The organism is Roseovarius indicus (assembly GCF_008728195.1).
GTDB lineage: Bacteria > Pseudomonadota > Alphaproteobacteria > Rhodobacterales > Rhodobacteraceae > Roseovarius > Roseovarius indicus.
Window position 1 is genome coordinate 260014 of record NZ_CP031598.1, and the last position, 23939, is coordinate 283952.

Below are 23939 nucleotides of genomic sequence, written 5' to 3' on the forward strand. Positions count from 1 at the left end.
TATGTGAGGCAACGACATGACTTATCTGAGCAAGGCAATCCTGGTGGTGGCGGGGCTGGCCCTGACTGCCTGCAGCAACGCCGACCGTTTCGGGGATTCCGCGTCCGCCAACGCCATGAACAGCAGCGTGGCCGGCACCGCGCAAGACCCCTCTTCGCCGCTCTATTTCCAGGAAGCCGTGGGCGACCGGGTGCTGTTCGAGGTGGACCAGTCGAGCCTGACGCCGACCGCGACCGCAACGCTCGACGGGCAGGCCGATTGGCTGATGCGCAATTCCGACTACAACGCCGTGATCGAAGGCCATGCCGACGAACAGGGCACGCGGGAATACAACGTTGCCCTCGGTGCGCGCCGCGCCAACTCCGTCCAGGAATACCTGATCACAAAGGGCGTGGCCGCGAACCGGCTCAAGGTCGTGTCCTACGGCAAGGAACGCCCGATCGAGATCTGCAGCGAGGAAGCCTGCTATGCCAAGAACCGTCGCGCGGTGACCGTGATTTCGGCCGGTCCGACGAGCTAAGGTTCATCTGAGGGAGTATGCCGACAATGCGCCGGGTGTGGATTGGAATCTTTGTTGCCGTTCTGGCCACGACCAGCGTGGGCCATGCGCAGAACCGGGATGAAACGCTGGCCGACATCCGTCAGGAAATGTCGGTGCTTTATGTCGAGTTGCAGAAACTCAAGCGCGAGCTCAGCACCACGGGCGGCGTCAGCGACACGCAGGTCGGCGGCTCTGTCATCGACCGGGTCGGTTCCATCGAAAGCGAGCTTCAGCGGCTGACGTCGAAGACGGAAGAGCTCGAGTTCCGCATCGACCGGGTGGTCGAAGACGGCACCAACCGCCTTGGCGACCTCGAGTTTCGCCTTTGCGAGCTCGAAACCGACTGCGATGTGTCGCAGTTGGGCCAGGGTAGCACCCTCGGTGGCACACAGCCTTCGACCGGAAGCAGCACCTCCATGACGCTTCCCTCGACCGACAATGGTACGAGCACCGACAGCGGGTCCAGCAACTCCAGCGGCGTGCAGATGGCTGTCGGCGAACAGGCCGATTTCGACGAGGCCAACAAGGCGCTCAACGACGGCGACTATTCTGCCGCCGCCGACAAGTTCGCGCTGTTCATCCAGAATTACCCCGGCAGCCCGCTGGAAGCCGAAGCAGGGTTGAAACGGGGCGAGGCGCTAGAGCAGGACGGGCAGACGTCGAAGGCCGCCCGCGCCTATCTCGACACGTTCAGCGCCGCGCCCGAGGGGCCGAAGGCCGCCGACGCGCTCTTCCGCTTGGGTCGGGCGCTGGGTCGGTTGGGCCAGACCGAGGAAGCCTGCGTCACGCTGGCAGAAGTCGGCTTCCGCTTCCCCGACAGCCAGCCCGCGCAGGGCGCACAGGCCGAGATGCAGAGCCTGTCCTGCCAGTGACCGACGATTTCGCGCGCCTGCGGCAGCAGGTCGCCGGCGCGCTCGGGTCCGATGTTGGTGAACCCCTTGGCGTTGCCGTCTCGGGCGGAAGCGATTCGGTGGGGCTTTTGACCCTTCTCAACGAATGGCGGCTGGACGGGGGCCCCGAACTGCGGGCGGTCACCGTCGATCACGGCCTGCGACCCGAGGCGGCGAAAGAGGCCCGCGCCGTTGCCCGGCTTTGCGACGGCTGGCACATCCCCCACACCACGCTGGAATGGCAGGGGTGGTCCGGCACGGGAAACCTGCCCGACGCCGCGCGCCGGGCGCGCTACGGCATGATGGCGGCCTGGGCGACAAAGGCCGGTGTGCCTTCGATCGCGGTGGCCCACACCGCCGACGATCAGGCGGAAACCTTCCTGATGCGGCTGGCGCGCTCGTCCGGGCTCGATGGGCTCTCGGCGATGGCGCCGCGCTGGCAGCAGGGCGGCGTCACCTTCTTGCGGCCCGTCCTCGGGGTTACCCGGGACGAGTTGCGCAGCCTGCTCAGGGCACGGGGCGTTGGCTGGTTCGATGACCCGACAAATGCCGACCCAGCCTATGAACGGGTCCGCGCACGGCAGGTATTGCAAGCCCTCGCCCCGCTGGGAATCGAAGCCGAGACACTGGGCGACGTGGCGCGCAACCTTGCGGACGCGCGCCGCTATATCGAGGCCCAGGTGGCCTTGGCGGCACAAGACGTGGCCCGGATCGAGGCGGGCGACGTTCTGATCGATCGCAGCAAGCTTTCAGAACTCGACCCCGAAATCGCGCGGCGCCTTCTGCAACAGGCAATCCTGTGGATCAGCGGCGCCGAATACCCGCCGCGCGGGCCTGCCCTGAAACGTGTCATGCGCGGCATTGACGCAGGCGACAGCGCAACCCTGCACGGCTGTCGCTTCCTCATCCGGGCCGAGACGCTGCGGATCACCCGCGAGGCTCAGGCCGTCGCCGGCCTGACGGCCCGGCCCGGCGAGGTCTGGGATGGCCGCTGGCGCCTGTCCGGCCCTGCCATGGAAGGCGCAATCGTGGCCGCATTGGGCGAAAACGGGCTGAAACACTGTCCCGACCGGCAAAATTCCGCATTGCCGGCCGCATCTCTGCGCGCGTCTCCGGCGGTCTGGCAGGGGCAGACCTTGGTCTCTGCGCCGCTGGCGGAGCTTGAAAATGGCTGGTCGGTCGAGCTCGTGCGCCGTGAAAACCACGACTTCGCCGCACTAATATCGCATTGAACCGCCAGAGATGATGGCTATTTTAGACGGGTACCGCTTGTGATAGAGCAAGCCGACCCCCTCTTGTAAGGAGAACGTCCTTGGGTAACGCGAGAAACATAGCCTTCTGGCTGGTGCTCTTTCTGCTGATACTGGCGCTGTTCAATCTGTTCAGCGGCTCCGGCAATACCCTGCAGAGCAAGCAGATCCGCTATTCCGAATTCGTCGCGGCAGTCGAGGACGGCACGGTCAGCCAGGTTACCCTGGACGGCGAGAACGTGCGTTTCCGTGGCACCGATGGTCAGGATTACGTGACCATCAAGCCGGAAGACGCCGAATTGACCCCGATGCTGATCGAGCAGGATATCCCGATCACCGCCGAACCGCAGGAGCAATCGGGCTTCCAGACCTTCCTGATCTCGCTTCTGCCCTTCGCGCTGCTCATCGGTGTGTGGATTTACTTCATGAATCGCATGCAGGGCGGCCGCGGCGGCGGGGCCATGGGCTTCGGCAAGTCCAAGGCCAAGATGCTGACCGAGAAGCATGGTAGAGTCACGTTCGACGACGTGGCTGGCATCGACGAGGCCAAGGAAGAACTGGAAGAGATCGTCGAATTCCTCCGCAACCCGCAGAAATTCTCGCGCCTCGGCGGCAAGATCCCGAAAGGCGCACTGCTGGTCGGCCCTCCGGGCACCGGTAAGACGCTTCTGGCCCGCGCCATTGCGGGCGAGGCGGGCGTGCCCTTCTTCACCATCTCGGGCTCGGATTTCGTCGAGATGTTCGTGGGTGTCGGTGCATCCCGCGTGCGCGACATGTTCGAACAGGCCAAGAAGAACGCCCCCTGCATCGTGTTCATCGACGAGATCGACGCCGTCGGCCGCCACCGCGGCGCCGGCTATGGCGGCGGCAATGACGAGCGCGAACAGACCCTCAACCAGCTTCTGGTCGAAATGGACGGGTTCGAGGCCAATGAAGGCGTGATCATCATCGCGGCCACCAACCGGAAAGACGTGCTCGACCCCGCGCTGCTGCGCCCGGGCCGGTTCGACCGCCAGATCACCGTGCCGAACCCTGATATCAAGGGTCGCGAGAAAATCCTCGCCGTGCATGCCCGCAAGACTCCGCTGGGCCCCGATGTGGACCTTCGGATCATCGCCCGCGGTACGCCCGGTTTCTCCGGCGCCGACCTTGCCAACCTCGTGAACGAGGCGGCGCTGATGGCCGCCCGCGTGGGCCGGCGGTTCGTCACCATGGACGATTTCGAGAACGCTAAGGACAAGGTGATGATGGGCGCCGAGCGCCGGTCGATGGTGTTGACCGACGACCAGAAGGAAAAGACCGCCTATCACGAGGCAGGCCATGCCATCGTCGGCCTTGCCCTGCCGAAATGCGACCCGGTCTACAAGGCCACGATCATCCCGCGCGGCGGCGCGCTGGGCATGGTGGTTAGCCTGCCCGAAATCGACCGCCTGAACTGGCACAAGTCGGAATGCGAGCAGAAGCTGGCGATGACCATGGCCGGCAAGGCCGCCGAGATCATCAAGTACGGCCCCGACAACGTGTCGAACGGCCCGGCCGGCGACATTCAGCAGGCCAGCGGTCTCGCCCGCGCGATGGTTCTGCGGTGGGGCATGTCCGACAAGGTCGGCAACGTCGACTACGAACAGGCCCACGAAGGCTACATGGGCAACGCCGCCGGCGGCTTCTCGATCTCGGCTCACACGAAAGAGCTGATCGAGGAAGAGGTGAAGCGCCTGATCGACGAGGCCTACGAACATGCCCACGCGATCCTCACCGAAAAGAACGAAGAGTGGGAGCGTCTGGCCCAGGGTCTTCTGGAGTACGAAACCCTCACCGGCGAAGAGATCGAACGCGTGATCCGTGGCGAGCCGCCCGAGTCGGATGACGACGGCAGCGCGCCCGAGAAGGACGACAAGCCATCGGTCACGGCCATTCCCAAGACCAAGCCCAAATCATCGCCGGGGTCCGGCGATGGCGGAATGGAGCCCGAACCCTCCACGTGACGACGAAGACACGAAGCTCTGACTGGAATCCGGGCGCCTATGCCCGGTTCCACGATTTGCGCCTGCGCCCTGGGCTCGACCTGTTGAACGCGGTCAGCCGGATGGGCGCTGGCGATATCGTCGATCTTGGCTGCGGCAACGGGGCCATGGGCGAGGCGCTCAAGGCTCGCGCCGGCGGGCGCGACGTCATCGGCGTCGATGCCTCGCCCGCCATGCTGGAAAAGGCGCGCGCCTTGCAGGCTTATTCCAAGCTTCAACAAGCCGATATCCGCGACTGGCACCCGACGCGCCCGCCCGGGCTGATCCTGTCCAACGCCGCGTTGCACTGGGTGGGCGGGCACGAAAAGCTCATGCCGCGGCTCGTCTCGATGTTGGGCAAGGGCGGCACTCTGGCCGTTCAGATGCCGCATCAGAACAAGGCGCCCTCGCACCGTGTCTGGCTGAGCCTTGTCGAGGAAATGTTCCCCGGCCGGGTCGAGAAGATGGGCACGCCGGGCGTGATGGCCCCGGTGAAATACGAGGAGCTGCTTTCGTCGAAGGGTCAGTTCCGCATGTGGGAAACCGAGTACTACCAGCGACTGATGGCCGAGGGCGGCAGCCACCCGGTGCGCCGCTTCACCGAAAGCACTTATGCCCGCCCCGTGTTGCAGGCGCTCGAGGAAGACGAAAAGGCCGAGCTGATCCGCCGCTACGAGGAAGTCATGCACGCCGCCTACCCGGTGCGACGCGACGGCTCCGTGTTGTTCCCGTTCCGCCGGCTGTTCTTCACGCTTACTGTCTAGGCCGCCGTCGCCGGGCGCGATTGTTCCCGTCACAAGTTACGGATTGACCCCCGGTGCCGCTTTGCCGAAGCTGCGCGCGATAAGCCGCTTCGAAAAGGACACCCCATGCCCGCCCTCATACCAACCGATTTCAAAGGCACGGTCACCTGGCTCGGCCTCGTGGGGGAAGAGCGCGAGGGCGTCCGCTCCGCGGCAAAGCCGGAGATGTTCGCAAGCTTCGCCGGGGCGGAAGGCGAGATCCACTCCGGCCTCACCCGGCCCTCCTGCGTGCGGGTCACGACCCAGTACCCCGAGGGCACCGAGATTGCCAATGTCCGGCAGTTCACCATCGTCTCGGCCGAGGAACTGGCCGCTATTGCCGAAAAGATGGAGATCGACGAAGTGAAGCCGGAATGGCTGGGAGCCTCGATCGTGATCGAGGGAATCCCCGACTTCACCCATGTCCCGCCCTCGGCCCGGCTGCAGAACGAGGCAGGCACCTGCCTTGTCATCGACATGCACAACCGGCCCTGCATCTTCCCCGCCAAGGAGATCGAGAAGGATCACCCGGGCTTCGGCAAGCGGTTCAAGCCAGCCGCGGAGGGCCGGCGCGGCGTCACCGCCTGGGTCGAGCGGGAGGGGCCGCTTGCCGTGGGCGACGTGATGCGCCTGCACGTGCCCGACCAGCGCACGTGGTCGCTACTGGACGAAGCGCGGCAAGGCTGAGACCGGCGACATGACCAGGGATTTGCCGCCTTTCCAGACGGTCTCGACCGGCTTGGTCGTGGCTATGGTCGGGTTCTTCAGCTCCTTCCCGATCCTGTTGCAGGGGATGCACGGCGTCGGTGCCGACACGTCACAGGCGGCGTCCGGCCTGATGGCGGCGGCCATCTCGATGGGGCTGGCGGGCATTGTGCTCAGTCTGTGGACAAAGACGCCCGCCTCCGTCGCGTGGTCCACCCCCGGCGCGGCCCTGCTGGCGGTCACGGCCCCGGTCGAGGCCGGGTTCGCCGGCGCCATCGCCGGCTTTCTGACTGCCGGCGCGCTGACCGTACTGGCAGGGCTCTGGAAACCACTCGGGCGGCTGGCGGCCGCGATACCGACCTCGCTGGCCCAGGCAATGCTCGCGGGCGTCCTGCTGCCGATCTGTCTTGCGCCCGTCACCGCCGTGGCCGAAACACCGAAGATCATTGCGCCCACCCTTCTGGCCTGGTTCCTGCTGGGCCGCATCAGCCGATTGCTGGCAGTGCCCGGCGCGGTCGTGGTGGCCGCCGTGACCATCGCCCTCACCGCCGATCTGTCGGCATGGGCGCCCGGGGCCCTGTTGCGGTCGCCGGAATTCATCATGCCAGAGTTTTCGCTGGCCGCCGTGATCGGCATCGGCCTGCCGCTCTTCATTGTCACCATGGCCACCCAGAACATTCCCGGCATCGCCGTGATGCGCAGTTTCGGCTTCGCGCCCCCGCCCGGGCCGCTTTTCGCCTCTGTTGGCGGGTTCTCCATCCTGTCGGCCCCCTTCGGCGCGCCGGCGACCTGCCTCGCCGCGATCACCGCCGCCATGTGCTCGAACGAGGACTCGCACCCCGACCCCGACAAGCGCTACTGGTCGGCGGTGTTCGCTGGCGGGTTCTACTGCGTGCTTGGCCTGTTTGCCGGTGTGATCACCAGCTTCGCCAGCCTTGCACCGCCGATGTTGATGGCCGCCGTCGCGGGGGTTGCCCTGTTGAGCGTCTTCGCAAGCTCCGCCGCCGCCGCGCTGGAGCCGGTGCGCACCCGGGAAGCGGCCGCGCTCACCTTTGTCGTCACGGCTTCCGGTGTCACCGTCTTCGGCCTCGGCGGCGCGGTCTGGGGGCTGTTGGCCGGTGGCATCGTGCAGATCCTGCGCGAGGCAGGTTGGGGCAGGGGATGAGCCGGGGCTTTTCCAGAGGCTGCTCTTGCGGCATCAAGGGCACATGACACCCGATGACCTCATTCTCACCCCGCTCGGCCTGCGCTTCCGCGGGCGCCGCTACCCCTGTACCATCGGGCGGGGCGGGCTGAGCCTCGAGAAGCGCGAAGGCGACGGGGCGACGCCCATCGGTCAGCACAGAATCGTCGGCATGCTCTACCGTCCCGACCGCATGGCCCGGCCCGTGGCATGGGCAAAACCCATCCGGCCCGGTGACCTCTGGTCGGACGAGTCGGACGACCCCGACTACAACCAGCTCGTGAAACGGCCCTATGCCGGCTCGCACGAGGTGATGCGGCGGGGCGATCCGCTTTACGACCTCGTGCTCGTGACCGACTGGAACTGGCCCGACGCACAGCCGGGCCAGGGGTCCTGCATCTTCCTGCACCGCTGGCGCCGGCCGGGATACCCAACGGCCGGCTGCGTGGCGTTCCGCCCCGATCACCTCCGCCGGATCGCAGCCGCCATAACCCCGGGCGCGCGGCTGATCATTCGCCCCGGATCGTACCGCTAAGGCACGCTATTCCGGGAACTTCCGCGCCGCGGTGGCCTTGCCCAGAACGGTGCTGCCCTTTCGCGCGGTGGCCGTCCATTGATAGGTATGCACCTGACCCGGAGGGCAAGGGCCCTTGTACTTGAAGATCCCGGCGGGAACCGTGCCGTTCCCCGACATCCGAACCTTGCCACCGCCGTGATTGTATTGCGGTACGTTCTGGTCCTTCATCCGGAATTCGACCGTTTCGGTCCCGGCCGGCAGGCCGCGCACGACGAAGGCCGGGTTGCCGGTCGTCTTCGCCCGGCCGTTGTTGCAGGCCGGCGTGTTGCCCCATTGGAAACTGATGGTAAATTCCGCGGCGGCGGTGGTGGCTGAAAGCCCCAGAACCGCGAGCGATAGCAGCAATGCACGCATCAAGGTCACTCCTGAAAATGGATCGGTGACCGTAGTATACGCCGAATCCCCGGAATTTCGCATTGCCGAGTGTTAATCAGCCGGTCCGCTCTCCGAAGATCGCGCTGCCCACCCGCACATGGGTGGCGCCGAAGGAAATTGCCTTTTCGAAATCGCCGCTCATCCCCATCGACAATCCGCTCAGCCCGTTGCGCTCTGCGATCTTGGCGAGCAGCGCGAAATGCAGGCTGGCCTCCTCCTCGACCGGCGGGATGCACATCAGGCCCTGCACCGGCAGGTCGAGCGCTCTGCACTCCTCGATGAAGGCGTCGGCGTCACCGGGCAGGATGCCGGCCTTCTGTTCCTCCTCTCCGGTGTTCACCTGGATGAACAGCTCGGGGCAGTGCCCCTCCTCCTGGGCTAGCCGCGCCAGCGTCTTGGCAAGCTTCGGGCGATCGACGGAATGGATAGCCTGGAACAGGCCGAACACCTGCCGCGCCTTGTTTGTCTGCAAGGGCCCCACCAGGTGCAGGTCGATCCCGTCGAACCGTTCACGGAACTCGGGCCACTTGCCCGCGGCTTCCTGAACGCGATTCTCGCCGAAACAGCGGTGGCCCTCCTCAAGCACGACCGCGACCCGTTCGTTCGGCTGTTTCTTTGAAACCGCCACCAGGCGCACGCTTCCCTCGGGCCGTCCGGCATCGCGTTCCGCCTCGGCAATCCGGGCTCGTATGGTATCCAGGCTCACGGGCTTTCCTTCCCCTGTATTGTCAGCCAAAGGTCTGCCACAGGGCGCCGCGCTGCACAATCTCTGCCGCACAAGCGCAAGGGTTTGGCGACATTGGGGTAAACTCCTTGCCCCGGTCCCTGTCGTTGGATAGTAGAGGGGGGAAACAGTGACGGGCGATTAAGATGATCCACCTCCGTTTGAAAACAGCGCTGCTTGTGCTTCTGTGTGTCGGGCTGACCGCCTCGTGCAGTTCGTTCCGCGACACCAAGGTGCGGGAGAGCGCGTTCGAAGTCGAGACGGGCCCCGAGGCCGGCAGCGCGGTCGACGACGGCTCAAGCCTTCTGGACATCTTCCGCGGTGGCGGTGCGCAGGTAAAGGTGAACCGCTATTTGTGGACGGCCGCCCTGCAAACGCTTGATTTCCTTCCGGTTCAAAGCGCCGATCCCTTCACCGGCATCATCACGACCGGCTATGGCCGGCCGCCGGGCGGCGGGCGTGCCTATCGCGCGACCATCCTGATCAGCGACCCGGCGCTCGATGCCCGCTCGCTGAATGTCGCCCTGCAGACGCAAAGCGGCCCAGTCAGCGCCGGAACCCAGCGCGCGGTGGAGGATGCGATTCTCGCCCGGGCCCGTCAGCTTCGGGTCCAGGCCAAGAAATTCTGATCGCCGGGCGTTGAAAGTTCAGTCGCGGGGCGGGCCCGGGGGCTCGCTTCGCATGACTGAATCGACCCAGGAAAGCTGCCGCGGCAGGCAGGTCTTCTGCAAATCGTAGTCGTCGATCATCAGCCGGCGGGCCGCCCGGCCCAAGGCGCGGCGCTGCTCTTCGTCATCAAGCAGTTCGCAGACCCGGTCAACCAGCGCCTCCTGATCGAAGAAATCCACCAGCCGTCCGGTCTCGCCATCGCGAATCACCTCGCGCACCGGGGCGGTGCCGCTGGCCACGATGGCCGCCTCGCAACTCATCGCCTCCATCAGGCTCCAGCTCAGGACGAACGGGTAGGTCAGGTAAACATGCACCCGGCTGACCTGCAGCAGTTGCACGAATTTGCTGTAGGGGATGCGGCCAAGGAAATGCACGCGGTCCCAGTCTTTCGTGGCGATGCGCCCGCGCACCTCGTCGATGAAGATCTGTTTCCATGTCTGCCCCTTGGGTGGCTGGGCGCCATAGCTCACCTCGTCGCCACCGACGATCAGAACCTTGGCGTTCGGCCGTTCCTTCAGCAGCCGGGGCAGGGCGCGCATGAAGACGTGATAGCCGCGATAGGGCTCGAGGTTGCGGTTCACGAAAGTGATGACCTCGTCGTCGCGCGTGACGTCGAGATCGCCGATCTCCAGCCGCACAGCGGGGTTCGCGCTGGCGGTCTTAGTATCGATGCCGTCATGGCAAACGGTGATCTTGTCGCGAAACTCGGGCGGGAAGGTGTCGGCCTGGAAGCTCGTCGGGCTGATACCGGCCGTCGCCGTTGGGAAATGCAGATGATTGTTGATGTTTTTCATCCGGATGCGCAGCGGCTGCAACTCCGTGTCCGATTGCTCGAACTCCGGATCGAAGTTCAAATGCGGATGACCCGACCGGTGATATAGCTCGCAGTAAAGCCCGATACGGGCGTCGGGCCAGACGTCATGCAGGAACATCGCCTCGCCCCAGCCCGGATGCGCAAGGATCAGGTCGGGCACAAAGCCGTTGTCCCGCAGCTTGCGCGCCGCAAGGAAACACGCCTGCCCACGCGTGACCTTGCTGTCGAGATCAAGCAGCCACGGATGCACGTTCTGCACGCCACGGTCGGGCAGGGCATAGGGCAGCACCTTCACACCCTTCCACGTGGTCGGTTCCTTGACGCGCAGGGTGAGCGACACGCACTGGTGCCCCTTCGATGCCAGGAGCGGAGCCAGGTGCTTGTACTGGCCCGGAAAATTCTGGTGAATGAAAAGGATATTCATCGTAATGGCTGCCCGCTCGTCTTTTTCCCCTTATAGGCCCGCACATTCCGGCTGCAAAGACACGCATTTTTCAGCCATCCACACTGGACCCTCGCGCGCTCTGCGCCTATCACCCCAGAGGATCAGACAGATGTAAGGACGGGCAGGCCATGTCGCGCTACTCCGCCGCCGAAATCGAAGCCAAGTGGCAACAGGCCTGGGACAAGGCCGAGGTGTTCCGCGCCGAGCGGACACAGGATAAACCCAAGTACTACGTGCTCGAGATGTTCCCGTATCCCTCGGGCCGCATCCACATGGGCCACGTGCGCAACTACACGATGGGCGACGTGATCGCCCGGCACAGGCTGGCGACCGGGCACAACGTGCTGCACCCGATGGGGTGGGACGCGTTCGGTATGCCGGCCGAGAACGCGGCGATGGCCTCGGGTGGCCACCCGAAAGACTGGACCTATGGCAACATCGCCGACATGCGCGGCCAGATGAAACCGCTGGGCCTGTCGATCGACTGGACCCGCGAATTCGCCACCTGCGACCCGGAATATTACGGCCAGCAACAGGCGCTGTTCCTCGATTTCCTCGAGAAGGGCCTCGTCTACCGCAAGAACGCCGTGGTCAACTGGGACCCGGTCGATATGACCGTGCTCGCCAACGAACAGGTGATCGACGGCAAGGGCTGGCGCTCGGGTGCCGATGTCGAGCGGCGTGAGCTCACCCAGTGGTTCTTCAAGATTTCCGACTTCTCGGAAGAGCTTCTGGAGGCGCTCGACGGGCTCGACAACTGGCCTGCCAAGGTGCGGCTCATGCAGGAGAACTGGATCGGCAAGTCGCGCGGGCTTCAGTTCAGTTTCGAGCGCACCGATGGCGGCGAGATCGAGGTCTACACCACCCGGCCTGACACGCTTCTGGGCGCCTCCTTCATCGGCATTTCGCCCGATCACCCGCTGGCCAAGGAACTGGCGGAGAGCAACCCCGAGGTGGCCGCGTTCCGCGCCGAGTGTTCCAAGGGCGGCACCACGGAAGAGGCGCTGGAGAAGGCCGAGAAGCTGGGCTTCGATACCGGGCTGACCGTCAAGCACCCGCTCGACCCGAATTGGGAGCTGCCGGTCTGGATCGCCAATTTCATCCTGATGGATTATGGCACCGGCGCGATCTTCGGCTGCCCGGCCCATGACCAGCGCGACCTCGATTTCTGCCGCAAGTACGACTTGCCGGTGATCGACACCTTCTTCGCGATGGATGACCAAACGCCGGTCGCGACTGAAGCTTTCGTGCCGCCCAAGACCGACAAGGTGAAATGGGTGAACCATTTCGCCGGCATAGACGTGGCAACCGGTCAGGAGGCGATCGACGCCACCATCGACTATGCCGAAAAGAACGGCTGGGGCACAGGTGTAACCAAGTTCCGCCTGCGCGACTGGGGGCTCAGCCGCCAGCGCTACTGGGGTTGCCCGATCCCGGTGGTGCATTGCGAGACCTGCGGCGTGGTGCCGGAGAAGAAGGAGAACCTCCCCGTCGAACTGCCTTACGACGAGGACGGCAAACCGATCGACTTCGCCACCCCCGGCAACCCGCTCGACCGTCACCCGACATGGCGCGACTGTGCCTGCCCGAAATGCGGCGCCCCGGCCAAGCGCGAGACCGACACGATGGACACGTTCGTCGACAGCTCGTGGTACTTCGCTCGCTTCACCGCGCCCCGCGCCGAGACGCCGACCGATATGGTCGAGGCCGAGTACTGGATGAATGTCGACCAGTATATCGGCGGCATCGAGCACGCGATCCTGCACCTGCTCTATTCGCGGTTTTTCGCCCGGGCGATGCATATCTGCGGCCACCTGCCCGAGAAGGCGATCGAGCCGTTTGACGCGCTTTTCACGCAGGGGATGGTGACGCACGCCATTTACCAGACGAAGGATGACAAGGGCCGTGCGGTCTACCACTTCCCCGAAGACGTGGAAGAAGGTGATGGCGGTATGCGTCTCAAGGCGACGGGCGAGGCGGTGGAAATCGTCCCCTCCGCCAAGATGTCGAAATCGAAAAAGAACGTGGTCGACCCGGTCAACATCATTCAGGAGTTCGGCGCCGACACCGCGCGCTGGTTCGTTCTCTCCGACAGTCCGCCCGAGCGCGATGTCGAATGGACGGCAGCGGGCGCCGAGGCAGCGTTCAAGCACCTGTCCCGCGTCCACCGCATCGTCACCGAGATCGCCGTCAGCACCGAGGCGGCCACGCCAGAGGCCGACGAGGCGCTCCGGCGCGAGATGCACAAGACCATCCACGACGTGACTGGCGGGGTCGAAAGCTTCGGCTTCAACGCCGCCATCGCCAAGCTTTACGCCTTCACCAACACGCTGGCCCGCTCGCAGGCCGGGGCGGAGGCCAAACGCGAGGCGGCGGTGACGCTCGTGCAACTGATGTCGCCGATGACGCCACATTTGTCCGAGGAGCTCTGGTCAACGCTGGGGCAGGAAGGGCTTGTCACCACCGCCAAATGGCCCGTGGCCGAGGAGGCGATGCTGGTCGACGATACCATCACGATGCCGATCCAGATCAACGGCAAGCGCCGGGCGGAAATCGAGGTTCCCAAGGACATGGACAAGGCAGAGGTTGAAAAAGCCGCGCTGTCGAACGATGCTGTCATCAGGTCGCTGGATGGGGCCCAGCCCAAGAAGGTTATCGTCGTCCCCGGTCGGATCGTGAATGTCGTCGTTTAACCGCCGTCTTTTCCTGTTGTCGGGCGCCGCTTTGGCCGGTTGCGGGTTCACGCCTGCCTATGGCCCTGGCGGGGCGGCGACCCGGTTGCAGAACGCGGTGCTGGTGGACGAGCCCGACAGCCGTCCGGGCTACCTCCTGACCCGCCGGTTCGAGGAACGGCTGGGCCGGGCCAACCCGGGGCGCTATGCGCTGTCCTACTCGATCGTCATCACCGAGAATGCCATCGCGATCTCGTCGAACAACGTCATCACCCGCTACAACATGCTGGGCAAGGTGACCTTCGCGCTGCGCGATATCGACACCGACAAGGTTCTGACCAGCGGCAAGGCCGACAGTTTCACCAGCTATTCTGCGTCCGGCACCACCGTCGCCACACAGGCCGCGAAACGCGATGCAGAGGCGCGGCTGATGACCATTCTCACCGACATGATCATCACCCGGCTGACAGCCGAGGCCGGCACGCTGCCCGCATGAAACTGAGCCCGCGCGACGCGCCCGGCTATTTCGCCCGGCCCGAAACGAACCGGGCGGGGCTGCTGATCTATGGCAATGACGCGATGCGCGTGGCCATGCGGCGGCAGGAGGTGATCAAGGCGCTGATCGGCCCGCAGGGCGAGGAAGAGATGCGCCTGACCCGGATGAACGCGGCCGAGCTGCGCAAGGACCCGGCGATGCTGCTTGATGCGGTGAAGGCGCAGGGGTTCTTTCCGGGGCCGCGCGTGGCCTTCGTGGAAGACGCCAATGACAACGTCGCGGGGCCGGTGACCGATGCCCTGACGGACTGGCGCGAGGGCGACGCGCAGGTCGTGGTGACCGCCGGGCAGCTCAAGGCCACGTCGAAGCTGCGCAAGCTGTTCGAGGGCCACAAGAACGCCTATGCCGTTGCAATCTATGACGATCCTCCGTCGCGGGCCGAGATCGAGGGCGTTCTGAAACAGGCCGGTCTGACCGATGTCGGCAACGAGGCGATGCGCGATCTGACGGCCCTGTCGCGGGAGCTCGACCCCGGCGATTTCCGCCAGACGATCGAGAAACTGTCGCTCTACAAGCTCGGCGACGACCAGCCTGTCGGCCCCGAAGATGTCGCCGCCTGCGCGCCCGCGTCGACCGAAGCCGAGATGGACGACGTGCTGCATATCGTGGCCGAGGCGCGGCCCGGAGAGATCGGGCCGGTGATGAAACGCCTGCGGGCACAGGGGGTGCAGCCGGTCGGCCTCTGCATGGCGGCCTCGCGCCATTTCCGCACGCTCTATGCCGCCGCGTCCGACCCGGGCGGGCCGGCGCAGGGGATCGCGCGGGTGCGCCCGCCGGTCTTCGGGCCGCGGCGCGACCGGATGCAGCGGCAGGCCCAGGCCTGGGGGGCGGCGAAGCTGGAAGAGGCGGTGACCCTGCTCACCGACACCGACCTGCGGTTGCGCTCGGCCGGGCAGACGGCGCCGGACATGGCGCTGGTGGAGCGGACGTTGATCCGGCTGGCGATGATGGTGCGGCGCTGAGGCGGGCGAATCAGGGTTAATGGCCCGAAATTGCACGTTTTTCCGATATCGGTATCGCGTCGGTATTACGTCGGTATTTTGTCGGTGTTTTTTCGGTGGGAGGGCTTGGTTAACGCGCCGTGCGCTGGACTTGGCGAGAACGGCGGGGCAGGCTGCTCGGGGATGGTGGAGATTGCAGATATCGAGGATCGGGAGAGCCTGGAGGCGTGGCTGAAGGATCAGCCGCGCGAGGTGGCTGTCTGGATCGCATTGCGGGCGGCGGCGCGGGTGTTGCCGGTGTGGTGGGATGCGGTGCTGACTGATGACTGGGCGCACAAACGTGATTTGACGGCCCTGCCGGTTCTGCGCAGCCTGTTGCTATCTTCGGTTGCGGCGGTTGGACCAACCGAAGATAGCAACGCCACCGCCCACGCCGCCGACCGCGCCGCCTACGCCGCCCGCGCGGCCCGCGCTGCCGCCGACGTCACCGCCGACGCCACCGCCCACGCCGCCGCCCGCGCGGCCCGCGCCGCCGCCCACGCCGCCGCCGACGCCGACCGCGCCGCCTACGCCGCCGCCTACGCCGCTGCCGCCGCCGCCGACGCTGCTGCCGACAGCGACTTAGTCTGGGCTGCCATCAGACTGGATGTAGAACAGACGGCGGGGGGCTATGTGCCTGACACCTTGGCGCTGTGGCCGGATAGTAAGGGGCCGCTGGAGGAGCAATGGCGGGCGATCGTTTGGCAGGTGACCAATTCCGAGGAGGCTGAAGGCTGGCAGTTCTGGATAGAGTGGTACGACGCCCTGCTCGACGGTCGCCCCATGCTGGGCGATGCGGCGCGCACGTGGGAGATGTTGGAGGAGATTGCCCTGATTGACGACGCGACATGGGACGCGGGGCCGGAGGTGGTGAATCCGGTGATCCGGGAGATTTGGGATCTTTACCGGCTACGCGAAGAGGTGGCGGCCTTGTGCGCCGAAAAGGAGCAATTGCTGGCGGGCAGGGCATCTGCCGAGGCACGGTCGCACAATCAGCCGCCGGAACTGGTCGATACCGAACCGGAAATGGCGCGGCAGGTCGAGGTTATCTGGGCCGGGCTGGACGCGGCGCAGGATGAGCTTGAGCAGGAGGTGCCGGACAAGCACGTGCTGCAACGCACCGCCGAGGAAATGCTGGCTGCACTCAAAGCGGTTGCCGGGTATTGTGCAAAGGTGGGTGATGCGGTCGTGATGTCGGCTGCCAAGGTCGGCGGCGGCGCGGTCGGCACCGCTATCTTGGATCACGTCGCAAACAATGGCCGACTGTTCCAGTTCGCCAAGGACCTCTTTCAGTACGCCGTTGGCGGGTGAGCCGGCGCAGGTCTTGGGATTGTAAGGTGTATACACCTGACCGATTGCCCCTGTTGATGTCGCTCCCCTAATCCGGCTCCACCGGCACCCGCCTTGCCGCCAGCGCCAAGCCGCCAAAGATCACCACCCCCACCAAAACCGACCAGCCCAGGACCGTCTGGATATCCGCGTGGTCCATCTCCTTGGGCCCGGCCATGGCGGTTGAGACGAGGTAGAGCGTGGCGGCGAAGACGAGCCTTCCGCAGAAGCTTTGCAGGGAGAGGTAGGTGGCGCGGCTGCCGCTTGTCAGGAGGGTTTGCACCCGGGCGATGAGGAAGGGGCGGGAGAGGGAGTCGGGGACCATGCGGAGGAAGAGGAAGGCGATGACGATGACGGAATCGCTGAGGGCGAGGATGCCGCAGAGGGCGATCTGTAGGGCGAAGGCGAGGAGGAGGATGGCGGGAAGCCCGAACTGGGTTCTGAGGCGCGGGGCGAAGAGGGAGGCGGCGACGGAGATGACCATCATGGTGGCCGAGACCGCGCCGCTGACCACGGGCGCCTCGGCGGCGAGGCCGGCCTTGGTGAGGGCGTCGAGGATGAAGGGCTGGCCGAAGACGAAGGGGAGGTGGCTGAAGCCGTACATCGCCATGCTGAGGGCGAAGAGCCAGGCGAGCACGGGGTTGCGGAGGGCGTCGCGCAGGTTGGCGAGTTGGGAGAGGGGTTCGAGGGCCTCGTCGGTTTTCTGCGGCGGGTCGCGGAAGGCGAGGGTGAGGGCCAGCACCACGAGCCCCGTCAGGGTGCCGGCCCAGAAGGGGGCGGTGGGGTCGAGCCGGTAGAGCAGGCCGCCGGTGAGGGCGGAGAGGGCGAGCGCCGCGAAGGAGAAGCGCCAGGCGGTGAGCTCCTGCTGTTCGATCTCGGCCTCGCGGTCGGCGGCGGCGAGGGATTCGTAGAGGAGCGCGCTGTCGGTGCCGGAGGAAAACGCCATGGCCGCGCCGATCAGGACCTGGGCCGCGGCGAGCAGCAGGAAGCTGTCGCCGCTGGCCAGCAGCGCGGCCCCCGCCACACCCGTGACGCCCGAGGCGATCAGGGTGGTGCGGCGGCCGAGCCTGTCGGACATGTAGCCCGAGGGCACTTCGAGGGCGGTCGTTGCCACGTCGTAGACGGCGTAGAGCAGCACCGCCTCGGCGGGGGACAGGGTGCTTTGGAAGTACAGAAACCAGACGGCCTGCCAGAAGACGAGGCTTTGGAAGAAGCGGAACCAGCGGTAGAGGCGGATGTTCCGCGCCATGGATGCGGGCAAGCGGTCAGGCTCCGGTCGCGTCACCGGGGGCGAACTGGGCGAAGACCTCGGCGCCGGTCATCTTTTTCGTATTGCCTGCGAAAGCATAGCCGTCGGGCTTTTCGTCGACGAAGACCTCCTCGGTCAGCTTGACGCCGTTCGGGTCGTCGAGCAGGCCCATGCCGATGAACATGTCGCCCTGATGGGGACCGGGAGCGGTGAGGCGGTAGAAGAGGCTTGAGCCGCAGGTCTTGCAGAAGGTGCGTTCGGCCCAGTCGGAGGAGGGGTAGGTGCCGATATTGTCTTCGCCCGTGACGGTGGCCTGGCCGGCTGCGCAGGGGATCGCGAGGTAGATGCCGCCTGTCCATTTGCGGCACATGGAGCAGTGGCAGGCGCCGGTTTCTTTCGGCGCCTCGGCGAAGGTGATTGTCACGGCGCCGCAAAGGCAGGATGCGCTGCATGTCATGGGGGTTCCTCCGGTTGGGATGACGGGCTCAGCATAGCCGGTGATGCTGAAAGGTCTTGTCAGTAATTGCGACAGGCGATTGCCATTGGCGCGGTGGCGGGGCAGTGTGGCGCCCGGCGACAGGACAAGGGAGGATCGCGTCATGTACAAGGTCATTGGCAGCCGTGCGTCGCGGGGCCTTCGGGTGCTGTGGATGCTGGAAGAACTGGGGCAGCCTTACGAGCATGTGCCGGCCAAGCCGCGGAGTGACGAAGCGCTGGCGGCGAACCCGTCGGGGAAGATCCCGGCCTTGCAGGTGGATGGCGAGACGATCACCGACGCGGTGGCGATCATGACCTACCTGGCCGACCGGCACGAGGCGCTTACCTTTGGCGCCGGGACGCTGGAGCGGGCGCGGCAGGATGCGTTCACGCTGATGATTCTGGACGAGGTGGAGAACCTGTTGTGGATGGCGGCGCGGCATACCTTCGTGCTGCCGGAAGAGCGGCGGGTGCCGGAGATTAAGGATTCGTTAAAGTGGGAGTACGAACAGGCGCTTCCCCGGCTGGAAGCGGCGATGACGGGCCCGTTCCTGACGGGGGAAATGATGACCCTCCCCGACATGCTGTTGACCCATTGCCTTGGCTGGGCCGAGCGGGCCGGGTTTGCCGAGGCGCCGGCCAAGCTGGCCGATCTGCGGGCGCGGATGGAGGCGCGTGATGCGTTCCAGCGGGTGCTGGAGCTGCCGTGAGCGGGTGTGAAGATCGACGGCACGCTTCTTTCCGCTGACTTCGGCTTGCCGTGCTGTCTATCCGTGACAGGTTAACGGGCTATGGACGATCCGATCTGTCCGCTATGCGGCCGGCCTATTCCGCCCGAGGCCAAGCAGAGCCTGCATCACCTTGTGCCCAAGCTGAAGGGCGGCAAGGGCGGGCCGGTCGTGCTGTTGCACCAGATCTGTCATAACGAGATCCATGCCACGCTGACCGAGGCGGAGCTGGCGCGGGAATTCTCCACAATAGAGGCGCTGAAGGCGCATCCGCGGCTGGAGAAGTTCATCCGGTGGGTGGCGAAGCGGCCGCCGGGGTTTCATTCGAAAACGCCGGGCGGGCGGCGCAAGCGCTAGGCGGCCTGGGGCGTGTCGGCCAAAGCCTCGGAAATGCGCTCGGCCATGAAGTCGATCAGCAGGCGCGTCTTGGGGTCCTGGTGGCGGCGGTGGGCGTAGAGGCAGCCCAGTTGCACCGGGACGGGCGGGCAGTCTTCCAGCACCGGGAGAAGGCGGCCCGTGGCGAGGTGGTCGGCCACCTCGAACCGGGGCTTCAGGATGATGCCGTGGCCGTCGAGCGCCCAGCTTGTCAGCACGTCGCCATCGTCGGATTCGAACGGTCCCTTGACCGAGAAGCGTTCGACCCCGTCGGGGGTTTCCAAGGGCCACTGGAATTCCTGCGCGCCGGGGTAGCGGAGGTTGAGGCAGTCATGGGCGCCCGAGGTGAGGTCGGTGGGGCGTTTCGGATGCCCTTTGTTTTCGAGGTAGACGGGGGCGGCGCAAAGGACGCGGGGACAATCGGCGATCTTGCGCATCTTGAGGGTGGAGTCGCGCGGCAGGCCGAGGAAGAAGGCCACGTCGAGCCCTTCGCCGGGCAGGTCGAGCGCGCGGTCGGAGAGGCGCAGGCGGATGTTGATGAGAGGGTAGGCCTGCTTGAAGGCGGGGACGTGTGGGGCGATCAGGCGGCGGCCGATTCCGAGGGGTGCCGCGATGAAGAGCGTGCCGCGGGGCGTGCGGGTGACGGAGGTGATTTCGGCCTCGGCATCCTCGACCGCCTCGAGGATCTTGCAGGCGCCGGGGTAGAAGAGGCGGCCCTGTTCGGTGGGGTTCAGCTGTCGCGTGGTGCGCTGGAAGAGGCGGACGCCAAGGTGTTCTTCCAGTTGTGAAATGCGGGCCGAGGCGACGGCCGCCGAGATACGCTGATCGCGGGCGGCGGCGGACATGTTGCCCAGTTCGTAGACACGAACGAAGGTGCGGATGTTGTCGAGATAGGCCATGGCGCGCTGATCTTCAGGTTCTGTTTGAAACTGATCTGTTTTTTCATTCAATAGAGAAGAATGCGCAGGCGCGCTAGGGTGGCGCGGTCTGAAGGAGTTTTCGCCAAATGTATGAACTTGCGATCATCTGGGACTGGCTCGGCTTTGCCATCCGCTGGCTGCATGTCATCACGGCGATGGCGTGGATCGGGTCGTCGTTCTACTTCATCGCGCTGGACCTTGGGCTGCGCAAGGCGCCGGACCTGCCGGAAGGCGCGCATGGCGAGGAGTGGCAGGTGCATGGGGGCGGGTTCTACCATATCCGCAAGTACCTCGTGGCACCGGAGCGGATGCCGGAGCACCTGACGTGGTTCAAATGGGAGAGCTATTCGACGTGGTTGTCGGGGGCGGCTTTGCTGATGGTGGTCTACTGGGCCGGGGCGGAGTTGTACCTGATCGACCGGACGAAGGTGGATCTGGCCGTCTGGCAGGGGATCGCGATTTCGGCGGCCTCGCTGGGGGTGGGCTGGCTGGTTTATGACCGGCTGTGCAAGTCGCCGCTGGGGGAGCGGCCGACGTTGCTGATGGTGCTGCTGTTCGGGCTGCTGGTGGCGATGGGGTGGGGGTATACGCAGGTCTTCACGGGGCGCGCGATGATGCTGCACCTCGGCGCCTTCACGGCGACGATCATGACGGCGAACGTGTTTCTCATCATCATTCCGAACCAGAAGATCGTGGTGGCGGACCTGAAGGCGGGCCGGGTGCCGGATGCGAAATACGGGAAGATCGCGAAGCTGCGGTCGACGCATAACAACTATCTGACTTTGCCGGTTATTTTCCTGATGTTGAGCAATCATTACCCGCTGGCCTTTGCGACCGAGTGGAACTGGGTCATTGCGGCGCTGGTGTTCCTGATGGGGGTGACGATCCGGCATTGGTTCAACACGCGGCATGCGGGGACGGGGAACCCGCACTGGACATGGGCGGTGACGGTGCTGCTGTTCCTGGCGGTCATGTGGCTGTCGACGGCGCCCTTGCGGCAGGGGGATCTGGATGAGGCGGAGGCAAGGGAATTGTCAGCGTCTGAAAGGGTTTATGCAGAGGCCGAGGGGTTCGAAGAGGCGCGAGATATCGTGCTGGGGCGGTGTTCGATGTGCCATGCGCGGGAGCCTGTCTGGACGGGGGTCAGGCGGGCACCGAAGAACGTGCTGCTGGAGACGGAGGCGGAGATTGCGGCGCATGCGACGCCTATTTTCCTGCAGGCCGGGGCGAGCCATGCGATGCCGCCGGGGAACGTGACCTGGATGGAAGAGGACGAGCGGCGGGTGATCGTGGCGTGGTACCGGGCGGCGAACGGGGGGTGATTGGGGCTGAAAACCGACGTCGGTATAACGTCGGTATTTTTTCGGTATTGCGTCGGTGCTTGGTGAGGATCGATATCTTGAAAAGATATCGGGTCGAATTCTTTTAAAGAATTCGACGGGGCGGGTTCAGAGGATGTCGAGGGCCTTTTCCGGCGGGCGGGCGATGACGGCTTTCTCGCCGGAGAATATGACCGGGCGTTCGATGAGTTTCGGGGCTTCGGCCATGGCCTTTAACAGGGTCTCGTCGGGGTCGGATTTCGAGAGCCCCATCTCCTTGAAGACGGCTTCGCCCGTGCGGATCATCTGGATGGCGGGCAGGCCGAGTTTCGACTGGGCGTCCTGCAGTTCGGCCAGAGTGGGCGGCTCGTCGAGGTAGCGGCGGATGGTGATCTTTTCGCCGCGCTCTTCCAGCAGGGCGAGGGCCTGGCGGGATTTCGAGCAGCGGGGGTTGTGCCAGATGGTTGTCATAGCCAGTCCTTCGTTTTTGTGCCGGTGGCGTCGGCGACGTTGGTGAAGCCATCCTGTTCGAGCAGGCGGTCGAGGCCGCGGGCGATGGTTTCGACCAGCGAGAGCCCCTCGTAGACCATGGCCGAGTAGAGTTGCACGGCGGTGGCGCCGGCGCGGATCTTGGCGTAGGCGTCTTCGGCCGAGCTTATGCCGCCGACGCCGATGAGGGGGAGGTCGCCGTTGGTCAACTGGGCGAGTTTGGCCAGCACGCGGGTGGATTTTTCGAAGAGGGGGCGGCCGGAGAGGCCGCCGGCCTCGCCTTTTGCGGGGCTTGTCAGGCCCTCGCGGGACAGCGTGGTGTTGGTGGCGATGATGGCGGCAAGGCCCGACTGGCGGGCGACGTCGGCGATTTCGGAAAGCTCGGCATCGGTCAGGTCGGGGGCGATCTTGAGGAAGATCGGTATGGGGGTCGGCAGGGTATCGCGGGCGGCCATGACGCCCGAGAGGAGGGAGGCCAGCGCCTCGGCCCCTTGCAGGTCGCGCAGCTTCTCGGTGTTGGGGCTGGAGACGTTGACGGTGGCGAAATCGAGATGCGGGCCGCAATGGGCCAGCACGCGGGCGAAATCGTCGGCGCGGTCGGCGCTGTCCTTGTTGGCGCCGAGGTTGAGGCCGATGACGGCGTCGCGGGGGCGGTTGGCGAGGCGGGCGCCGACCGCTTCCATGCCGTCGTTGTTGAAGCCGAAGCGGTTGATGACGGCGCGGTCTTCGGTGAGGCGGAAGAGGCGGGGGCGGGGGTTGCCCGGTTGCGGGCGCGGGGTGACGGCGCCGGCCTCGAGGAAGCCGAACCCGGCACGGGAGAGGGGGCTGAGGGCGGTGGCGTTCTTGTCGTAGCCCGCGGCGAGGCCGATGGGGTTGGGGAGGTGGAGGCCGGCGAGCTGGGTGCGCAGGCGCGGGCTGGTGATGAGGCCGGGGAGGGGCACGGCGCCGAGGCGGAGGGCCTGAAGGCTGAGCCCGTGGGCGGTTTCGGGGTCGAACCGGTGGAGGAAAGAAAGGCCCGCGCGCTCGAAGAGGTTCATCCGAAGGCCCCGCCTGTCTCGGTGGGTTTGCAGCGGATGAGGCGGGAGGTGCGCACGGCGGCCTGACGGTGGATCACGGCCTCGCGGTACGCCGGGTCGGTGACCATTTCGAGGAAGGCGTGGGCCGTGGGGTAGCGGGCGATGAAGGCGTGATCCCAGTGCTCGGACGTGGGGCCGATGAGCATCGCCTGCATCTCGCCCCGCCAGACGATCGAGGCGCCGAGTCGTTGGATGATGGGGGCGGTTTCCTCGCCGTAGCGGCGGTAGGCCTCGGCGCCGGTGAGGCCTGCGTTGGCGAGGTCATGGCCCTCGGGGTAGGCGGCGTCGGAACGCAGGGCCACGAGGTTCAGCATCTCGACCGGGTGGTCGCGGTCGAGATCCTTGAAGAGCTGGAACTGGGGCCGGGTCGGATCGACATGGCCGGCGAGGTCTTCGGGGAAGACGTGAGTGCCGTGGGCGAGCGGCAGGGGCTCGACGCGGGCAATGTCGGCAAGGTGCAGCTCTCGGTAGAGATGCGGGAAGAGGGCGCCGCCTCGGGAGGGCTCCCATTTGAGATCCTCGCCGAGATCGTCGGTGTGCACCGAGACAAGGACGAGGTCATCGGCATCGGTGAAGTGCTTGGCGGCGGTCTCGGCGGCCTGCTGTGGCGTGGAGAAGTGGATGTAGCCGTCGGAGAGGTCGATGGGGGCGCCGGCGGTCTTGCCGTCGCGCTTCATGGCCTGCCATTCGGCGGCGCGGAAAATCTTGAGGATCAGCATGGGGCCGGTGATGCCCCGCCGTCATGCGCCGGTCAAGCCGGAAGGTTTTGACGGAACGCGAAAGCGCGGGCAAACTCGATTTCATACCAACA

General features: G+C 65.7%; 25 protein-coding genes. 16 read left to right on the forward strand and 9 right to left on the reverse strand.

The features are described 5' to 3' along the window. The first annotated feature begins 16 nt into the window (after positions 1-16). The 8 genes from pal (at position 17) to RIdsm_RS01305 (ending at position 7889) form a co-directional block, all read left to right on the forward strand. Entirely contained in the window at positions 17-520 is a 504-nt protein-coding gene (gene pal, locus RIdsm_RS01270) for a peptidoglycan-associated lipoprotein Pal (protein WP_057816404.1), read from the forward strand. 26 nt (positions 521-546) lie between these two features. Further along, positions 547-1413: a tol-pal system protein YbgF gene (gene ybgF / locus RIdsm_RS01275; RefSeq protein ID WP_057816403.1), complete on the forward strand. Its 867-nt coding sequence runs from the start codon at positions 547-549 to the stop codon at positions 1411-1413. Continuing rightward, a complete protein-coding gene (gene tilS, locus RIdsm_RS01280) occupies positions 1410-2663 on the forward strand; it encodes a tRNA lysidine(34) synthetase TilS (RefSeq protein WP_236553227.1) in 1254 nt (417 codons plus the stop codon). The genes ybgF and tilS overlap by 4 nt, the downstream gene beginning before the upstream one ends. Positions 2664-2743: 80 nt before the next feature. Further along, positions 2744-4666: an ATP-dependent zinc metalloprotease FtsH gene (ftsH, locus tag RIdsm_RS01285; RefSeq protein ID WP_057816402.1), complete on the forward strand. Its 1923-nt coding sequence runs from the start codon at positions 2744-2746 to the stop codon at positions 4664-4666. Positions 4667-4767: 101 nt separating this feature from the next. Continuing rightward, on the forward strand, positions 4768-5448 hold the full coding sequence (locus RIdsm_RS01290) for a methyltransferase domain-containing protein (protein ID WP_057816470.1): 681 nt from the start codon (positions 4768-4770) through the stop codon (positions 5446-5448). A 105-nt stretch (positions 5449-5553) separates the two neighbouring features. Continuing rightward, positions 5554-6153: an MOSC domain-containing protein gene (locus RIdsm_RS01295; protein ID WP_057816401.1), complete on the forward strand. Its 600-nt coding sequence runs from the start codon at positions 5554-5556 to the stop codon at positions 6151-6153. 10 nt (positions 6154-6163) lie between these two features. Further along, positions 6164-7336, forward strand: coding sequence for a benzoate/H(+) symporter BenE family transporter (locus RIdsm_RS01300; RefSeq protein ID WP_057816400.1), 1173 nt, complete (start codon positions 6164-6166; stop codon positions 7334-7336). Positions 7337-7379: 43 nt separating this feature from the next. After that, positions 7380-7889 (forward strand): L,D-transpeptidase family protein, encoded by a 510-nt coding sequence (locus RIdsm_RS01305; protein ID WP_057816399.1) that lies wholly within the window; start codon positions 7380-7382, stop codon positions 7887-7889. Positions 7890-7895: 6 nt separating this feature from the next. Here the strand turns inward: RIdsm_RS01305 and RIdsm_RS30320 are convergent, their stop codons facing one another. After that, positions 7896-8285 carry a hypothetical protein gene (locus RIdsm_RS30320; protein ID WP_074940355.1) on the reverse strand — a complete coding sequence of 130 codons (390 nt, stop codon included), beginning with the start codon at positions 8283-8285 and terminating at the stop codon, positions 7896-7898. 76 nt (positions 8286-8361) lie between these two features. Continuing rightward, positions 8362-9012, reverse strand: coding sequence for a YggS family pyridoxal phosphate-dependent enzyme (locus tag RIdsm_RS01315; protein ID WP_057816398.1), 651 nt, complete (start codon positions 9010-9012; stop codon positions 8362-8364). A 164-nt stretch (positions 9013-9176) separates the two neighbouring features. Here RIdsm_RS01315 and RIdsm_RS01320 point away from each other — a divergent pair, with 164 nt between their 5' ends. Next, positions 9177-9659 (forward strand): DUF3576 domain-containing protein, encoded by a 483-nt coding sequence (locus tag RIdsm_RS01320; protein WP_057816397.1) that lies wholly within the window; start codon positions 9177-9179, stop codon positions 9657-9659. An 18-nt stretch (positions 9660-9677) separates the two neighbouring features. Here the strand turns inward: RIdsm_RS01320 and RIdsm_RS01325 are convergent, their stop codons facing one another. Next, the gene (locus RIdsm_RS01325; RefSeq protein ID WP_057816396.1) at positions 9678-10937 is read right to left on the reverse strand and encodes a glycosyltransferase; all 1260 of its coding nucleotides are present in this window, start codon (positions 10935-10937) and stop codon (positions 9678-9680) included. 149 nt (positions 10938-11086) lie between these two features. On the opposite strand from RIdsm_RS01325, the gene leuS reads away from it, so the two are divergent. From leuS to RIdsm_RS29980, 4 genes are all read left to right on the forward strand, one after another. Further along, positions 11087-13651, forward strand: coding sequence for a leucine--tRNA ligase (gene leuS / locus RIdsm_RS01330; protein WP_057816395.1), 2565 nt, complete (start codon positions 11087-11089; stop codon positions 13649-13651). Next, a complete protein-coding gene (gene lptE, locus RIdsm_RS01335) occupies positions 13638-14126 on the forward strand; it encodes an LPS assembly lipoprotein LptE (protein WP_057816394.1) in 489 nt (162 codons plus the stop codon). The genes leuS and lptE overlap by 14 nt, the downstream gene beginning before the upstream one ends. Next, the gene (holA, locus tag RIdsm_RS01340; protein WP_057816393.1) at positions 14123-15148 is read left to right on the forward strand and encodes a DNA polymerase III subunit delta; all 1026 of its coding nucleotides are present in this window, start codon (positions 14123-14125) and stop codon (positions 15146-15148) included. The genes lptE and holA overlap by 4 nt, the downstream gene beginning before the upstream one ends. A gap of 162 nt (positions 15149-15310) precedes the next feature. After that, positions 15311-16477 (forward strand): hypothetical protein, encoded by a 1167-nt coding sequence (locus RIdsm_RS29980; RefSeq protein ID WP_057816392.1) that lies wholly within the window; start codon positions 15311-15313, stop codon positions 16475-16477. A 67-nt stretch (positions 16478-16544) separates the two neighbouring features. Here the strand turns inward: RIdsm_RS29980 and RIdsm_RS01350 are convergent, their stop codons facing one another. Together RIdsm_RS01350 and RIdsm_RS01355 are read right to left on the reverse strand one after the other, a co-directional pair. Further along, positions 16545-17744 carry an MFS transporter gene (locus RIdsm_RS01350; protein WP_082647391.1) on the reverse strand — a complete coding sequence of 400 codons (1200 nt, stop codon included), beginning with the start codon at positions 17742-17744 and terminating at the stop codon, positions 16545-16547. Between the two features lie 16 nt (positions 17745-17760). Next, positions 17761-18201: a GFA family protein gene (locus tag RIdsm_RS01355; RefSeq protein WP_057816390.1), complete on the reverse strand. Its 441-nt coding sequence runs from the start codon at positions 18199-18201 to the stop codon at positions 17761-17763. Positions 18202-18343: 142 nt separating this feature from the next. Between RIdsm_RS01355 and RIdsm_RS01360 the strand changes: the two genes are divergently transcribed. Beyond that, the gene (locus tag RIdsm_RS01360; RefSeq protein ID WP_057816389.1) at positions 18344-18931 is read left to right on the forward strand and encodes a glutathione S-transferase family protein; all 588 of its coding nucleotides are present in this window, start codon (positions 18344-18346) and stop codon (positions 18929-18931) included. An 81-nt stretch (positions 18932-19012) separates the two neighbouring features. Then, positions 19013-19306 carry an HNH endonuclease gene (locus RIdsm_RS01365; RefSeq protein WP_057816388.1) on the forward strand — a complete coding sequence of 98 codons (294 nt, stop codon included), beginning with the start codon at positions 19013-19015 and terminating at the stop codon, positions 19304-19306. Here the strand turns inward: RIdsm_RS01365 and RIdsm_RS01370 are convergent. Continuing rightward, positions 19303-20223 carry a LysR family transcriptional regulator gene (locus RIdsm_RS01370; RefSeq protein WP_057816387.1) on the reverse strand — a complete coding sequence of 307 codons (921 nt, stop codon included), beginning with the start codon at positions 20221-20223 and terminating at the stop codon, positions 19303-19305. The genes RIdsm_RS01365 and RIdsm_RS01370 overlap by 4 nt on opposite strands. Before the next feature lie 107 nt (positions 20224-20330). On the opposite strand from RIdsm_RS01370, the gene RIdsm_RS01375 reads away from it, so the two are divergent. Beyond that, on the forward strand, positions 20331-21566 hold the full coding sequence (locus tag RIdsm_RS01375; RefSeq protein WP_057816386.1) for a urate hydroxylase PuuD: 1236 nt from the start codon (positions 20331-20333) through the stop codon (positions 21564-21566). Positions 21567-21692: 126 nt separating this feature from the next. Here the strand turns inward: RIdsm_RS01375 and arsC are convergent, their stop codons facing one another. From arsC to RIdsm_RS30850, 3 genes are read right to left on the reverse strand one after another with little or no spacing between them, the layout of a single operon-like run. After that, entirely contained in the window at positions 21693-22034 is a 342-nt protein-coding gene (gene arsC, locus RIdsm_RS01380) for an arsenate reductase (glutaredoxin) (protein WP_057816385.1), read from the reverse strand. Further along, complete coding sequence (locus tag RIdsm_RS01385; RefSeq protein ID WP_057816384.1) at positions 22031-23089, reverse strand: quinone-dependent dihydroorotate dehydrogenase; 1059 nt, start codon at positions 23087-23089, stop codon at positions 22031-22033. Before RIdsm_RS01385 ends, arsC begins: the two co-directional genes overlap by 4 nt. After that, positions 23086-23847: a DUF952 domain-containing protein gene (locus RIdsm_RS30850; protein ID WP_082647390.1), complete on the reverse strand. Its 762-nt coding sequence runs from the start codon at positions 23845-23847 to the stop codon at positions 23086-23088. Before RIdsm_RS30850 ends, RIdsm_RS01385 begins: the two co-directional genes overlap by 4 nt. Positions 23848-23939: the final 92 nt, after the last annotated feature.